This is a genomic window from Streptomyces sp. NPDC051109 (assembly GCF_044455885.1).
GTDB lineage: Bacteria > Actinomycetota > Actinomycetes > Streptomycetales > Streptomycetaceae > Streptomyces.
In genome coordinates, this window is the sequence record NZ_JBITFF010000002.1 from 104,433 (window position 1) to 117,996 (window position 13,564).

Here is a 13,564-nt window from a genome sequence, read left to right on the forward strand (position 1 = left end):
GCAGATGACCGACACGACGGCTGTCGACCTCGGACCACAAGCCCGGCTCGTGGCCCGGCTCGCGACGGCCGTCCCGGAGGCGGCGCTCGCCGACCGGACGCCCTGCCCCGACTACACGGTCCGCGAGCTCCTGGGCCACCTCGCCGGGCTCGCCGTCGCCTTCCGCGACGCCGCCCGCAAGGACCTGGGCCCCACGACGGACACGCCCCCCGGCGCCACCGCGCCCTCCCTGCCCGCCGACTGGCGCGGGGAACTGCCCCGGGTCCTCGGCGAACTGGCCGAGGCCTGGAGGCAGCCGGCCGCCTGGACGGGCATGACCCGTGCGGGAGGCGTGGACCTCCCCGCCGAGGTCGCGGTGGCGGTCGCTGCCGACGAATTGGTCATCCACGGGTGGGACCTGGCCAGGGCCACCGGCCAGGAGTACGCGCCCGACCAGGCGGCGCTGCGCGTCTCGCATGCGTTCCTGCTGGAAGCAGCCGAGGACGAAGGACGCGGCGGGGGCATCTTCGGAGCCGTCGTCCCCGTTCCGGACGACGCCCCTCTGCTCGACCGGGCAGTCGGGCTGAGCGGACGCGATCCGAACTGGACTCCGCAGTCCCGCTGACACCCTTTCGGATCGGCACCGCACCCCCCTGGTGCGGATCCGTTGTCCTGAGACCGCGCAGATGCGAAACGAGGTCGTCGACGCCTGCGTCCGGATCCCGGCGGGCACGCACACATGACGGAGTGCCGGGTGACACGTGCCCGGATGGGCGCCCGCATGTCCAAGATCTGGGCGGGCGCGTACGAGGTCATGAGGGAACTGATCGGCCGCGACCTCGGGCTGTAGCCACTGTCGGCTCCGTTCCACATTTCACGTTCCATCACAGGGGAGGTACAACCATGGGTCATCCCGCACCGCAGCGGATCGGTGTCGCAGCCGAGACAAGCCCGGGAGAGACGCGTGTGGCGGCCACGCCCGCGACCGTGCGCCAGCTGGTCGCGCTGGGCTACGAGGTCGTCGTCGAGTCGGGAGCGGGTACGGCCTCCGGTTTCTCGGACGACGCGTACGTGGCGCAGAGCGCGAAGGTCGGTGACGCCTGGAGCGCCGACATCCTACTGAAGGTCAACGCACCGTCCGGCGAGGAGATCCAGAGGCTGCGCGACGGGGCGACGCTGGTCAGCCTGATCGGCCCGGCGCTCAACCCCGACCTGGTCGAGGAGCTCGCGCGGCGTCCGATCACGGTGCTCGCCATGGACGCGGTACCGCGGATCTCGCGCGCCCAGTCCCTGGACGTGCTCAGCTCCATGGCCAACATCGCGGGCTACCGCGCGGTCATCGAGGCGGCACACCTGTTCGGCCGGTTCTTCACCGGCCAGGTGACCGCGGCCGGAAAGGTTCCGCCCGCGAAGGTGCTCGTCGCGGGCGCCGGCGTGGCGGGACTCGCCGCCATCGGCGCCGCCAGCAGCCTGGGCGCGATCGTTCGCGCCACCGATCCGCGGCCCGAGGTGGCGGAGCAGGTCCGTTCGCTCGGCGGCGAGTTCCTCGGCGTGGAGGTGGAGCACGGGACCAGCACCGACGGGTACGCCAAGGCGACCTCGGAGGAATACGACCGTCGGGCCGCGGAGATCTACAGCGAGCAGGCCGCCGACGTCGACATCGTCATCACCACCGCGCTGATACCCGGAAGGCCGGCGCCGAAGCTGCTCACCGCGCAGGACGTCGCGAGCATGCGGCCCGGCAGCGTGATCGTCGACATGGCCGCCGCGCAGGGCGGGAACGTCGCCGGCACCGTCGCGGGCGAGGTGGTCGTCACGGACAACGGCGTCACGATCGTCGGTTACACCGACCTGCCCGGCCGACTGCCGGCCCAGGCGTCGCAGCTGTACGGCACGAACCTCGTCAACCTGATGAAGCTGCTCACGCCGGCCAAGGACGGCCGGCACCACATCGACTTCGAAGACGTGGTCCAGCGGTCCATGACCGTGGTGCATGACGGTGAGACGACCTGGCCGCCGCCGCCGGTACAGGTATCCGCCGCTCCGGCGGCGCAGGCACCGGTGGCCGTGAAGCCTGCCGCACCCGAGAAGAAGCCGATGTCCGCGGCGGCGAGGTACGCGCTCACCGGTACCGGGATGGCCGCGCTCTTCCTGTTGACCGCGTTCTCCCCCTCGCAGCTGATCGGCAACTTCACCGTCTTCGTGCTCGCGATCGTCGTCGGCTACTACGTCATCGGCAAGGTCCACCACGCCCTGCACACACCCCTCATGTCGGTCACGAACGCCATCTCCGGAATCGTCGTCGTGGGGGCCCTCCTGCAGATCGGCCGCGCGGACACCACGATCACGGTGCTGTCGTTCGCCGCGATCCTGCTGGCCAGCATCAACGTCTTCGGCGGATTCGCGGTCACCCGCCGCATGCTCGCCATGTTCTCGAGAGGCTGAACCCACATGACTGCCGCCACGGCCGCGCAGGCCGCATACATCGTCGCCGCACTCCTGTTCATCCTCAGCCTCGCCGGGCTGTCCCGGCACGAAAGCTCCCGTTCCGGGCTGGTGTTCGGCACCTCCGGAATGGTGATCGCCCTCGCCGCCACCATCGGCCTGGCCTCGCGCAGTATCGCCGCGACGGGGCTGGCGCTCCTCGTCGTCGCGATGCTGATCGGCGCGGGTCTCGGGTTCTGGCGTGCCAGGGTCGTCGAGATGACCGGCATGCCGGAGCTCATCGCCCTCCTGCACAGCTTCGTCGGCCTGGCCGCCGTACTCGTCGGCTGGAACGGCTACTTCGAGGTCGAGGCGGAGGGTCCCGGGCACGTCGCGGTGGCTCAGGACCTCCTCGGCATCCACCACGCCGAAGTGTTCATCGGGATATTCATCGGCGCCGTCACCTTCAGCGGCTCGATCATCGCCTACCTGAAGCTGTCGGCGCGCATCAAGTCCAGCCCGCTGGTACTGCCGGGCAAGAACCTGATCAACCTCGGTGCCCTCGTCGCGTTCGCGGCCCTGACCGTCTTCTTCGTCATCAGCCCGAGCCTCGGCCTGCTCGTCGCGGTCACCGCGGTGGCGCTCGCCCTCGGAGTGCACCTGGTCGCCTCGATCGGCGGCGGCGACATGCCGGTCGTGGTGTCGATGCTCAACAGCTACTCCGGCTGGGCCGCGGCGGCGTCCGGGTTCCTGCTGAACAACAACCTGCTGATCGTCACCGGAGCGCTGGTCGGCTCCTCCGGCGCGTACCTCTCCTACATCATGTGCCAGGCGATGAACCGCTCGTTCATCTCCGTGATCGCGGGCGGCTTCGGCGTCGAGGCCGCCGCGAGCGCCGACACCGACCTCGGCGAGCACCACGAGATCACCGCCGAAGCCACCGCGGAACTGTTGGAGAACGCCACCTCGGTCGTGATCGCCCCCGGCTACGGAATGGCCGTCGCGCAGGCCCAGTACCCGGTCGCCGAGCTGACCCGCAAGCTGCGCGAGCGCGGGGTGAACGTGCGGTTCGGGATCCACCCCGTGGCCGGGCGGCTGCCGGGGCACATGAACGTGCTGCTGGCAGAGGCGAAGGTGCCGTACGACATCGTCCTGGAAATGGACGAGATCAACGACGAGCTCACCGGCACCACGGTCGTGCTCGTCATCGGCGCCAACGACACCGTCAACCCGGCCGCCGCCGAAGACCCCGCCAGCCCGATTGCCGGCATGCCGGTCCTGCGCGTGTGGGAGGCGGAGAACGTCGTCGTCTTCAAGCGCTCGATGGCCACCGGATACGCGGGTGTTCCCAACCCCCTCTTCTACCGGGACAACACCCGGATGCTCTTCGGCGACGCCAAGCAGCGCATGGAGGACATCCTCGGAGCGCTCGGGTCCGACTCCCCCTCGCACCGAGCGCCCGCCGTCGCGGCGTCGCGGTAGCCGCGCATCCGAACCCCGCCTCCGCCCCGGCCTCCGGCCCGTCCCAGTGGACGGGCCGGAGGCCTTCGCGGCGGCGGGGTTCGTCACCGTCACCCGGAAGGACCAGTCGGGCCGCTCTTTCCATGCGCGAGGGCCGGGCGTGTGGTTTCCTGGGCGCCGCCTCACACCGTAATCAGGTGACCACATGCAGTGAAGGGACGGCGTCGTGAGCCTTCTGGACATCAAGCTGGAGCGGGCGTTCGATGTGTTCGACTCGGACCGCGACGGGCGGCTCCAAAAGTCGGACGTCATCGGCCTCTCGGACAGGCTCGCCGAATCACTCGGCTACGCCCCGGACGCCGTGGAAGCGCTGCGGACTTCACTGGCGGATCTGTGGGACACCGTCTTCCACAAGATGGACAAGAACGACGACGGAGCGGTCGACCGGCAGGAGTTCCGGGCGGCGTTCCGCGCGCGGATCGTCACGGACCAGAACCGGATCTGGGAACGGATCAGGAACATGAGCAACGCCTGGACCGCGCTCGGCGACCGCGATGGCGACGGCATGCTCACGCGCGAGGAGTACACCTCGATGCTCCACGGCATGTTCCGCCTGCCCCGGGAGACCTTCGACGAGGCGTTCAACCAGCTGGACGTCGACGGTGACGGGCAGTTGAGCCGTGACGAGATCAGCTCCGCGATGAAGGAGTACTACACGAGCGAGAAGCATTCGGCACGCGGAAACCAGTTCTTCGGCCGTCTCTGAGCAGCGCACAGGGGGGACCCGCGACGCGCCCCCCGCGCCCCCCTGTGCCCCGCGCGCCCGCAGTCGCTCTTCGTCAGCCGATGCGTATCGCGTGCCCGCTCGTTGACCGCGAGGGGAAGACGCCCCCTCGGCGAGACCTACCTGGAGGACCTCTTGATGGCCGATGCCGCACTGCCGGTGATCGTTCTCTCCGACCCCGATCCGCTCCGCCGGCACGAGACGGCCGAGCTGGTGCAGAGCTGGTACCGGACGTCGTTCCGTGTGCTGCAGGTCGGAGGACCGGCGGAGGTGGTCCGGGCGCTGACGTCGCTGGCCGACCGGAAGGTGCCCGTCGCGGCCGTGCTCGCCGATGAAGCCCCCGCCCCCGGTGCCGCACATCCCGGTGTGCGCTGGCTGTCGCTGGCCGGGCACTGCGACCTCGTGCCCGGCGCCCGTTCCGGGGCGGCCCGGGGCGACGAGAGCCCGGCCGAGCACCTTCGGGACGCGCTGGACGACTCCCTGTGCACGTGGAACGCCGACTGCCGGGGGGACCTGTCCACCGCCGAGGTGCGCGGCAGCCGGTTCTCGCCCGCCGCGTACGCGGTGCGCGACTTCCTCGGCCGCAGCGGCGTGCTCTTCCGGTGGCTGCCCGAAGAGGACGTCCGGGAGGCCCCGGTGACCGTCCGGCTCGGTGACGGCACCGAGTTGGTGGACCCTTCGATCAGCGAGTTGGCGGAGCGGCTCGGCCTCATCCGGCCGGCCGAGCAGGACCACTACGACGTCGCGGTGATCGGCGGCGGCCCCGGAGGTCTGTCCGCGGCGGTGTACGCCGCGGCCGAGGGCATGAGCGTGGTCGTCATCGAGGACGACGCACCCGGCGGCCAGGCGGGATCGACCTCGCGGATCGAGAACTACCTCGGCTTTCCCGTGGGATTGACGGGTGGCGACCTGGCCCAGCGCGCCTTGCAGCAGGCACGCAGAGCCCGTGTCGAGTGGCAGCCCACCCGGGTGGCCGGCCGGGTGACCCCGATCGACGGGGGCGGCCATGCCGTCGAGTTCACCAAGGCCGGGACCGATGAGACGGCCTCGGTGACCGCGGCCGCCGTGGTGGTCGCCACGGGCGTGGACTGGAACCGCCTCACGGCCCCCGGGGTGGACCGCCTCCTCAACTCCGGTGTGTACTACGGCTCCTGCCTGTCCGACGCGCCGTCGACGGTCGGGGAGGACGTGTACATGGTGGGCGCGGGCAACTCCGCCGGACAGGCCGCCCTCTACTTCGCGCGCTACGCCCGTTCCGTCACCCTGCTGGTCCGGGGCACGGACCTCGGCGCTTCCATGTCGAGCTACCTGGTGCAGCGGATCGAGCGGACCCCGGGCCTCAAGGTGCTGTTGGGCACCGAAGTGGCCGGCTGCCTCGGCGGGTCCACGCTCACCGGACTCCGGCTGCGGGACCGCCAGGGCGACGAGCGGACCGTCGCCGCGCACTGCCTGTACGTCCTGATCGGCGGCCGTCCTTCCACCGAGTGGCTCGGCGGCACCCTGAGGCTCGACGACCGCGGGTACGTCCTGACCGGCAGCGGCGGAGCCGGCCCGGAAGCGCTGCCGATGGAGACCAGCCGGCCCGGCGTGTTCGCCGTGGGCGACGTACGGTCCGGCTCGGTCAAGCGGGTCGGCGCCGCCGTGGGCGAAGGCGCCGCGGTGGCCCAGTCCTTGGTCGAGTACCGGCGGCGGCACCCGGAGCGCTTCCAGGACGCGCGAACGCCCTGCGGTTTCTGACCGGGCACGGCCCATCGGAGGCGGGCCTAGGGAACCCGGAGGAGAATGGGAAGCAGCTCATGGAGGGCCATGCTTCCCCTTGCCCGATGGGCGGGCCTGTCGCTGACCGCGGTGCTGTTGAGCACGGCGTTCGCGTGGGGCGCACCCGTGCTCCCTCCTGCCGCCACCGCTCCGATGCAGGCCGCGACAGGGAGGTCCATCACGCTCGATCCGTCCCAAGGCCCGCCGGGGAGCCGGGTGGGGGTCCACGGCTACGGGTTCGGCCGTTGCGCCAGGACCGAGTCGGCGCCCGATCTGCGTCCCGCCGAGACGGCCGGCATCAGCATCGCCTGGGAGGGAGACGACACGACCGTCGTCCTGACCGTCGTCACGGCCGACGCCGACGGGGAGTTCGAGACCGACTTCGCGGTTCCGTCCGATGCGACTGCGCGCAGCCATGACGTCACCGCGCTCTGCACGGCCAACTCGAAGTTCAAGGCGACCGCCGACTTCCAGGTGACGCCCACGCAGGTGACGCCCACGCCCGACCCCGGGTCGGCGGCCCTGGCATTGGACCCCGCCGAGGGATCCGTAGGGACGTCGGTCACCGTGACCGGCTCCGGGTTCGACGGCTGTACGGCGGGCGACGACCAGGCCGGTGCGGTCACGCTGTCGTGGGACGACGTCCCGCTCCCGGAGGTCACGCCGGCGGAGGTCACGGTGGACGGCGGTGCTTTCACGGCCGAGTTCGCCGTTCCGTCCGACGCAGACGCCACCGACCACAGGGTCACCGCGGTCTGCGTCGGGTACGAGCAGCTTTCCGCCGAGCAGTCGTTCACGGTGACGGATGCGCCCGGTCCGCAGCCACAGGTGACGCTCGATCCCTCTGCGCTGCCGCCCGGTGGCGGGTCACTGACCGTATCCGGTTCTGGATTCAACTGCCCGGAAGTGGCCCTGTCGTGGGACGGCGAGCAGTGGGCAACGGCGTCTCCCGCCGAGGACGGCACCTTCGCCACCGGTGTCGACGTGCCGCCCGATACGGGCGAGGCCTCGTACACCGTACGGGCCGAGTGCACGGATGACCCCGGTGTCGGCGCCGAGGCTCCGTTCACGGTGACCGGCGGCGCGGTCTCGCCCACCCCGACGCCCGCGACGCCGACACCCACTCCGCCCACGCCGCCCACGCCGCCCACGCCGCCCACGCCGCCCACGCCGAACCCGACCTCCGAGCCCGCCCCCGTCACGGTCCCCGTCGGCCTGGTCGTCGGTTCCAGCCTGCTCGGAGTGGCTCTGCTGGCCCTCGCGGGATCCGCGTTCCTCAGCCACCGCCACCGCGGGCCGCGCTGGGTCCAGGAGCACGTCGGCTCCCGGCTCCGCCCCGCTCCGGCGGCGACGGACGTGGCCGAGCCCTCCGAGACCGGCCCGCCGTCCCGCTCCGTACGGCTGGAACCACACCCGGACCCGGGTGACCAGACGCTGAAGGAGGAAGGCCCATGACCACCGCTCCCGTCGTCGAACCCCTCACCGTCCGGGACCTGCTGCTCGGCCCCGAGGGGCAGTCCGCCGAAGCTCTCGCCGACTCGCTGCAGGCCAGCGGTGCGGCGACGGGCCTCCTCCCGGGCCCGCACGGCCTGACCACCGCCGCAGACCGGGCCGTGGGGCGCGAGCTGGCGACGGTCGTCGACGGCTTCCTCGACCTCGACCTCGTCTCCCTGGTGGCTTCGGGCTGGTCCCAGTACAAGGTGCTCAAGGAGGCGGCGCGCCGCACGCGCGGCTCCCCCGGCAGCGAGGAGGTCGTCGCCCTGGCCACCCACACCGTCAGTTCGACGCACCACCCGTCGGTGGACCTCCTCGTGGACGGTGCCCCGGCCGCCACCGTGGCCGTGAAACTCACCGTGCTCTTCCGGATCAGCGGGCTCGTCGCGGTCGTCCGCGACGGCCTGCTCGTCGCCGCCCGCAGCGGGCAGTGCACGGTGGAGGCCAGGCTCGCGGTACGGGACATCCCGGTCGCCTCGCGCGAAGGGCGGCTGGACCTCCCCGCCACGCTGCGCCTGCGAGAGCCGATCGACCTGCTGCGGCGTGAGCCGCCGGCCCCGCCCACGGCCCCGCCCCCGCCGCCCGGTCCGCCCCCGCCGCCGCCCCCACCGGACCAGTGGGGGCGCGGGTAGACCCCGGGTTGGCCTCGCGCGGCTGCCGTCACCCGCATCACCCGTGCTACCGCCGGACAGCGCGGCTCCGCTCAAGACCATCGTGCATGCGTTCGATCGCCTTTCCCCTCGGACAGCGGCTGTGCCGCCGGGCATCGCGGGGCGGTGAGCTCGGTCCGGGGCAGGCAGGCGGCCCCGTTCGCCAGAGCGCCATGCACTCGCTGCCCGGATATTGTGGGAAATGTGATCGAGTCCGGACAGCCGCGGCTCCGTCGGCGCTACGGCCGGTGGAGGCTCGTGCGGCTGTCGCCGGTCCTTCTGACCGTCGTGATCGCCAGCCTGGCCTACGCCACTCCGCCGGAGATGGCCTTCAGCCGTCTCCTGCCCGCGGCGCCGGCCCTGGCCGCGGCCATGTGGCCGGTCCTCCCCACCGTCCTGCTGGGGACGGTCTGCCTCCTCCTGATGATCGGCCTCAGCCTCGTCTTCCCCGATCTGGGTACGTGGTGGACGTGCGCGGGGATCATCGCGGTCACCGTGGCCGCCGCGTACGGAAGCCACGTGCGGCTGCAGCGGGAGCGCACCCTCTTCCAGGTGCGGCTCGTCGCCGACGCGGCGCAGCAGGTGGTGCTGAGCCCGCTGCCCCGCCGCCTCGGAAACGTCGAGATCGAGTCGCTGTACCTCGCGGCAGCGGCGGAGGCCCGTATCGGCGGGGACTTCTACGAGGTGGTCGACACGCCCTTCGGGGTCAGGCTGCTCATCGGTGACGTGCGGGGCAAGGGCCTGCCCGCGGTGGGGGCGGCCGCGGCGATCGTGAACGCCTTCCGGGAGGCTGCCTTCGGCGAGGCCGACCTGGTCGACGTCGCACGCAGGCTGGACGCCAGCAGCACCCGTTACAACGCCTCCTTTCCCCCCGACGAGCCGATGGAGCGCTTCGCCACCGCCCTTCTCGTCCAGATCCCGTACGAGGGCGGACGCATCGACATCCTCAACTGCGGGCACCCCCCGCCGATGCTCCTGCACAGCAGGAGACTCCGCGTCCTCGACCCCGCCACGCCCTCGCCGCTGCTCAGCCTCGCGGAGCTGATCGGTGGTCACTACAGCGTCGACAGCTTCGAGTTCGCCCCCGACGACCTGCTGCTCCTCTACACCGACGGGATCGCCGAGGCCCGCGCCCGCAACGGCGAGTTCTTCCCGCTGGCGGCCTGGATGAGTCGACAGCCGCCGACACCGCCCCGCGAACTGCTCACGGCACTTCACCGCGACCTCCTCCGCTACAGCAGAGGCCGCCTCGACGACGACATCGCCGCCCTCGCCGTACGCCTGCGCGAGCCCTGAGGCGCGGAATCCCGGTGGATCGGCCCGCTCGGGGGCGTCCGGTGCGGCCTTCGAGCCGCCCCTCAGGCGGCCACCTGCGACGCCGTGCTCTCGGGCTGAGGCCGCCCGCCGTGCCGTTGGTGTTCGGCCCAGCGGACGGCGAGCGGGGCTGCCAGGCCAGTGAGGGCGAACAGTGCTCCCACGACGTACCAGCCGGGGCGGCCCCACGTGATGCACAGGGAGATGAGCAGCGCGGGTCCGACGGCCTCGGCCAGGCCGGCGCCGAGGCCGAAGACGCCCAGGTACTGGCCGGTGGCCCGTTCGGGCGCGAGGGCGAAGGAGATCTCGAACCCGGCGGCGGAATGCCACAGCTCGCCGATCGTATGAACGGTGACCCCGGCCAGCAGGAGGGCCGCGGCCGCCCAGGCGGGGATGTCCGCGGCCAGCGAGATCAGCACGCAGGCCAGGAGGAAGGCGAAGCCGGAACGGCGGTAGGCGAGGGCGCCGGCCGTGGGGGTGTCGATGCTGCGACTGGCGCGCATCTGGCAGGCGACGACGACGACGGTGTTCAGCAGCATGGTGCCCGAGATGAGCCAGTGGGGGGCGGCGGTGGCCGCGATCAGCCAGAGCGGCAGGGCGACGGTGAGCACCTTGAACTGGATGGCCATGATGCCGTCCAGCCCGGTGAGGGCGAGGTAGGGCCGGTCCCGCAGTGCGATCCAGCGCGGTCCGCGCACGGCCGGCTCGGGCTTGACCGGGCGCAGGCGCAAGATGATGGCCGCGGAGGCGGCGAAGGCGACCGCGTTCCCGATGACGAGGAGTTGGTAGGCGCTGTGGGTGCCGACCTGTACGGCCCAGCCCGCCAGCACCGCGCCCAGCGAGATGCCGATGTTGGTCACGGCGCGCAGATAGGCGCGGAACTCCTGCGGCCGGTCCCCTCCGTGGTACCGGATGATCGGGCTGCGCGCGGCCAGTCCGGCCCCTTTCGCCGCGGTGGCCGCACACACCGCGACCACGAACGGCCAGAAGCTCTGCGCCAGCACGAAGCCTGCGGTGGCCAGCGCCTGGACGACGAGGGTGGCGGCGTAGACCCCCCGTGCACCGCGCCTGTCGGCGAGGTGCCCGACTGCGATCCCCACCGCGAGCGCGAGGGCGCCTGCGATTCCCAGCCCGAGGCCGACCTGGGCTGCGGGCAAGTGGACGGCCTGGGTGAAGTAGAGCACCCCCGCGGTCAGATAGAGGCCGCTGCCGACGGTGTAGACGAAGTTCGAGGCGGCGATGGTGCGCTGCGGGCCGGAGTCCGGCAGCAGGTGGGGCATGGTGTGCTCCGCATCCTGGGCAGGCGGTGGATAAGGGCCGAACCCCCAAGGCTTATTGCAACCAATAGGCAATAGCAAGATGTTTGCGAAAGTCCGGTGTTCGTGGACCGGGATCGAAGCCCTCTGTCCGGGGCTCCGGCGAACATGATCCGGCTGATCAGATGGCAGTTCAGGCCGCGCCGCCATGCTCGTCATCCCACTCGGCTCTTCCACCCCGCGGTCGCCCGCGGACGGCATCGACGACGTGCATGCCGGGCTGGGCGGGATGCTGGGCCAAGGCGCAGCGCTCGCGTTGCGATCGCGCTGCCGGCCTCCGGCTTCGCGTCGTCGCCGGTCGGCACCTATGCGGGTCAGGTGATCACGTCGGGCTTCCTCGACCGCTCGCCGCCCCTCGCCGTACGCCACGTCGATGCGACGAGCGCCCTGCGTCTTCCCTCTGCGCCGCGGGGGTTTCAGCCGGGTCGAACTCGCCCGCCGTCTGGCCCAGGAGACTCGGGACGGGGACACCGCACCGGACCCGCAATCCACCCACCGCCGCCTGGCGGAGCCGGGACTGGTCACCGAGGCCCCGGGCGGCCTCCTTGGCACCGGTCTCGCCGGCCAAGGCCGTGGAAGGGCGCGTGGAGGGCAAAGTGGGCTGGTTCCGAAGCGATTTGGAGGAGAAGGCCGCGGGCAGCGGCATCGTCGACTCGCTGCTCGCCGAGCACGAGAAGTCGCTGGACGCGGTGCTCAGACCCCCGACGTCAGCGGTACCACGCAAGACATCGAGGGCATGGCCTCGGTGCGAGCCGTCATCGACGAGCTCACCGCGATCCTCACGCGATCCGGGAAGCGGCCCTGGACCGGCGCCCCCCGCGTCGGGTCTGCGACACGGGGGGCGCCGGTCCAGGGCCGGGGTCGGTCAGCTCCGGTTGCCCAGGTCCAGGCGGTCGGCGAGGCCGGCCGCGGTGAAGGCCTCGACCAGCTGGTCCAGGCCTTCGGTGAAGTGGGCCCAGCTGTCGTAGTGGACGGGGACGACCCGGCGGGCCCCGAGGATCCCGGCGGCTTCGGCGGCCTGGGCGCTGTCCAGGACGAGCGGCTCGCCGTTGAAGAGGACGGGGAAGCGGGGAGCACCGGCGAACAGGATCGCGGTGTCCACGGGTGCGAAGCGTGCGGCGATCTCCTTGACGAGGTCGAGGGAGGCGTTGTCGCCGCTGACGTAGACGGTGGGCAGCCCTTCGCCGGTCAGGACGAAGCCGACGACCTGCCCGGCGATCGGCTCGATCTCCTCGCGCGGTCCGGGGCCGTGGACGGCGGGCACGCCCGTGACGGTGACCGAACCGCCGCCGGGGCGGTCCAGCTCGACGGACTCCCAGTCGGCCAGGCCCTTGGCGTTGCCTCCCAGGCGCTGTCCGGCGCCGGGGGTGGTGAGGGTGAGGGGGACGCCGGCGAGCAGGGCCCGGCCGGAGGTGTCGAGGTTGTCGGCGTGCTGGTCGTGGGAGAGCAGCACCGCGTCGACGCGGCCCAGGTCGTCGGGGGTGCCGCTGGAAGGGGCGGTCTTGACCAGGACCGGGCCTCCGGGCGCCGGGTAGCCGCCGGGAGCGTCGAAGGTCGGGTCGGTCAGAAAGCGCAGACCGCCGTACTCGAAAAGGGCGGTGGGGCCGCCGAAGACGCGGACGGAGAACGGTTCGGGGGTGGCGCTGGTGGCGGTCACGAAACATGCACCTCACGGATAGATAGTGGTTTATCCGTGAGTCACCGTAGGCGGTTCTCACGGTTGAACGCAAGCCCTAACGTGAGCATCATGGAAAGGGTGCAGTTGTACCATGAGGTCATGGAAGAGATCGCGACCGTCGAACCGCCTCCCGCGCCGGGCGCCGAGCAGTACCCCTCCCTCGACCTCGCCAACAGCGCCATCACCCTGCCCGGCGGGCACTCCGTCGATCTCCTCGCCACCCCCGCCGCCGCCGAACGGTGGCTCGTCGACCGGGGCCTCGCCCCGGCCGGCACCGGCCTGATCGAGACGTGCGCCACCCGGCTGCGCTCCCTGCGCGAACAGGTCCGCACCCTGTTCGCCGCCCATGCCGCCGGACTGCCCGCTCCTGCGGCCGCGTTGTCCGCCGTCAACGACGCCCTCACGCGGGCCCCCGCCGCCTCCCTGCTCCACTGGGACCCGGACCGCGGCCTCTACCGCGAGGCGGCCCACCCCGTCACCCAGATCGTGGAGCACGCCCTCGCCGTCCTCGCAGCGAACGCGGCCGACCTGCTCACCGGACCCGACGCCGAGCGCCTCACCGCCTGCGGCTCCACCCCCTGCAGCCGCTACCTCCTCCGCCACGGCCGCCGCCACTGGTGCTCCACCCGCTGCGGCGATCGCGCCCGGGCGGCACGCGCCTACGCCCGCCGCACCCAGAACGACGCAGGCTGAACCGCCCCGGCCG

At 71.9% G+C, this 13,564-nt stretch carries 11 protein-coding genes; 9 read left to right on the plus strand and 2 right to left on the minus strand.

Annotation, left to right across the window (positions count from 1 at the left end; genetic code table 11):
- Positions 1 to 4 precede the first annotated feature (4 nt).
- The 8 genes from ACIBAD_RS03430 (at position 5) to ACIBAD_RS03465 (ending at position 9,846) form a co-directional block, all read left to right on the plus strand.
- Positions 5 to 604 carry a TIGR03086 family metal-binding protein gene (locus ACIBAD_RS03430; RefSeq protein ID WP_398904120.1) on the plus strand — a complete coding sequence of 200 codons (600 nt, stop codon included), beginning with the start codon at positions 5 to 7 and terminating at the stop codon, positions 602 to 604.
- 278 nt (positions 605 to 882) lie between these two features.
- Entirely contained in the window at positions 883 to 2,424 is a 1,542-nt protein-coding gene (locus ACIBAD_RS03435; protein ID WP_134068784.1) for a Re/Si-specific NAD(P)(+) transhydrogenase subunit alpha, read from the plus strand.
- A gap of 6 nt (positions 2,425 to 2,430) precedes the next feature.
- Positions 2,431 to 3,885, plus strand: coding sequence for a Re/Si-specific NAD(P)(+) transhydrogenase subunit beta (gene pntB / locus ACIBAD_RS03440; protein ID WP_398904122.1), 1,455 nt, complete (start codon positions 2,431 to 2,433; stop codon positions 3,883 to 3,885).
- Between the two features lie 205 nt (positions 3,886 to 4,090).
- Positions 4,091 to 4,630: an EF-hand domain-containing protein gene (locus tag ACIBAD_RS03445; protein WP_134068786.1), complete on the plus strand. Its 540-nt coding sequence runs from the start codon at positions 4,091 to 4,093 to the stop codon at positions 4,628 to 4,630.
- Positions 4,631 to 4,786: 156 nt separating this feature from the next.
- Positions 4,787 to 6,385, plus strand: coding sequence for an NAD(P)/FAD-dependent oxidoreductase (locus ACIBAD_RS03450; RefSeq protein ID WP_398904125.1), 1,599 nt, complete (start codon positions 4,787 to 4,789; stop codon positions 6,383 to 6,385).
- Positions 6,386 to 6,454: 69 nt separating this feature from the next.
- Entirely contained in the window at positions 6,455 to 7,861 is a 1,407-nt protein-coding gene (locus ACIBAD_RS03455; protein ID WP_398904127.1) for a hypothetical protein, read from the plus strand.
- The gene (locus tag ACIBAD_RS03460) at positions 7,858 to 8,532 is read left to right on the plus strand and encodes a hypothetical protein (protein ID WP_398904129.1); all 675 of its coding nucleotides are present in this window, start codon (positions 7,858 to 7,860) and stop codon (positions 8,530 to 8,532) included. Before ACIBAD_RS03455 ends, ACIBAD_RS03460 begins: the two co-directional genes overlap by 4 nt.
- A 222-nt stretch (positions 8,533 to 8,754) precedes the next feature.
- Positions 8,755 to 9,846 carry a PP2C family protein-serine/threonine phosphatase gene (locus tag ACIBAD_RS03465; RefSeq protein ID WP_398904131.1) on the plus strand — a complete coding sequence of 364 codons (1,092 nt, stop codon included), beginning with the start codon at positions 8,755 to 8,757 and terminating at the stop codon, positions 9,844 to 9,846.
- A gap of 62 nt (positions 9,847 to 9,908) precedes the next feature.
- On the opposite strand, the gene ACIBAD_RS03470 is transcribed toward ACIBAD_RS03465, so the two are convergent.
- Positions 9,909 to 11,144, minus strand: a complete 1,236-nt coding sequence (locus tag ACIBAD_RS03470; RefSeq protein WP_398904134.1) for an MFS transporter — start codon at positions 11,142 to 11,144, stop codon at positions 9,909 to 9,911.
- A 901-nt stretch (positions 11,145 to 12,045) separates the two neighbouring features.
- Positions 12,046 to 12,837, minus strand: coding sequence for an MBL fold metallo-hydrolase (locus ACIBAD_RS03475; RefSeq protein WP_398904136.1), 792 nt, complete (start codon positions 12,835 to 12,837; stop codon positions 12,046 to 12,048).
- A gap of 120 nt (positions 12,838 to 12,957) precedes the next feature.
- On the opposite strand from ACIBAD_RS03475, the gene ACIBAD_RS03480 reads away from it, so the two are divergent.
- Positions 12,958 to 13,551 (plus strand): CGNR zinc finger domain-containing protein, encoded by a 594-nt coding sequence (locus tag ACIBAD_RS03480; protein WP_398904137.1) that lies wholly within the window; start codon positions 12,958 to 12,960, stop codon positions 13,549 to 13,551.
- Positions 13,552 to 13,564 lie beyond the last annotated feature (13 nt).

Excerpts from the sequence above, each read along its gene's own strand:
- ACIBAD_RS03430 (WP_398904120.1), top strand. The coding sequence starts at position 5 with ATGACCGACACGACGGCTGTCGACCTCGGACCACAAGCCCGGCTCGTG.
- ACIBAD_RS03435 (WP_134068784.1), top strand. The coding sequence starts at position 883 with ATGGGTCATCCCGCACCGCAGCGGATCGGTGTCGCAGCCGAGACAAGC.
- pntB (WP_398904122.1), top strand. The coding sequence starts at position 2,431 with ATGACTGCCGCCACGGCCGCGCAGGCCGCATACATCGTCGCCGCACTC.
- ACIBAD_RS03450 (WP_398904125.1), top strand. The coding sequence starts at position 4,787 with ATGGCCGATGCCGCACTGCCGGTGATCGTTCTCTCCGACCCCGATCCG.
- ACIBAD_RS03455 (WP_398904127.1), top strand. The coding sequence starts at position 6,455 with ATGCTTCCCCTTGCCCGATGGGCGGGCCTGTCGCTGACCGCGGTGCTG.
- ACIBAD_RS03460 (WP_398904129.1), top strand. The coding sequence starts at position 7,858 with ATGACCACCGCTCCCGTCGTCGAACCCCTCACCGTCCGGGACCTGCTG.
- ACIBAD_RS03470 (WP_398904134.1), bottom strand. The coding sequence starts at position 11,144 with ATGCCCCACCTGCTGCCGGACTCCGGCCCGCAGCGCACCATCGCCGCC.
- ACIBAD_RS03480 (WP_398904137.1), top strand. The coding sequence starts at position 12,958 with ATGGAAGAGATCGCGACCGTCGAACCGCCTCCCGCGCCGGGCGCCGAG.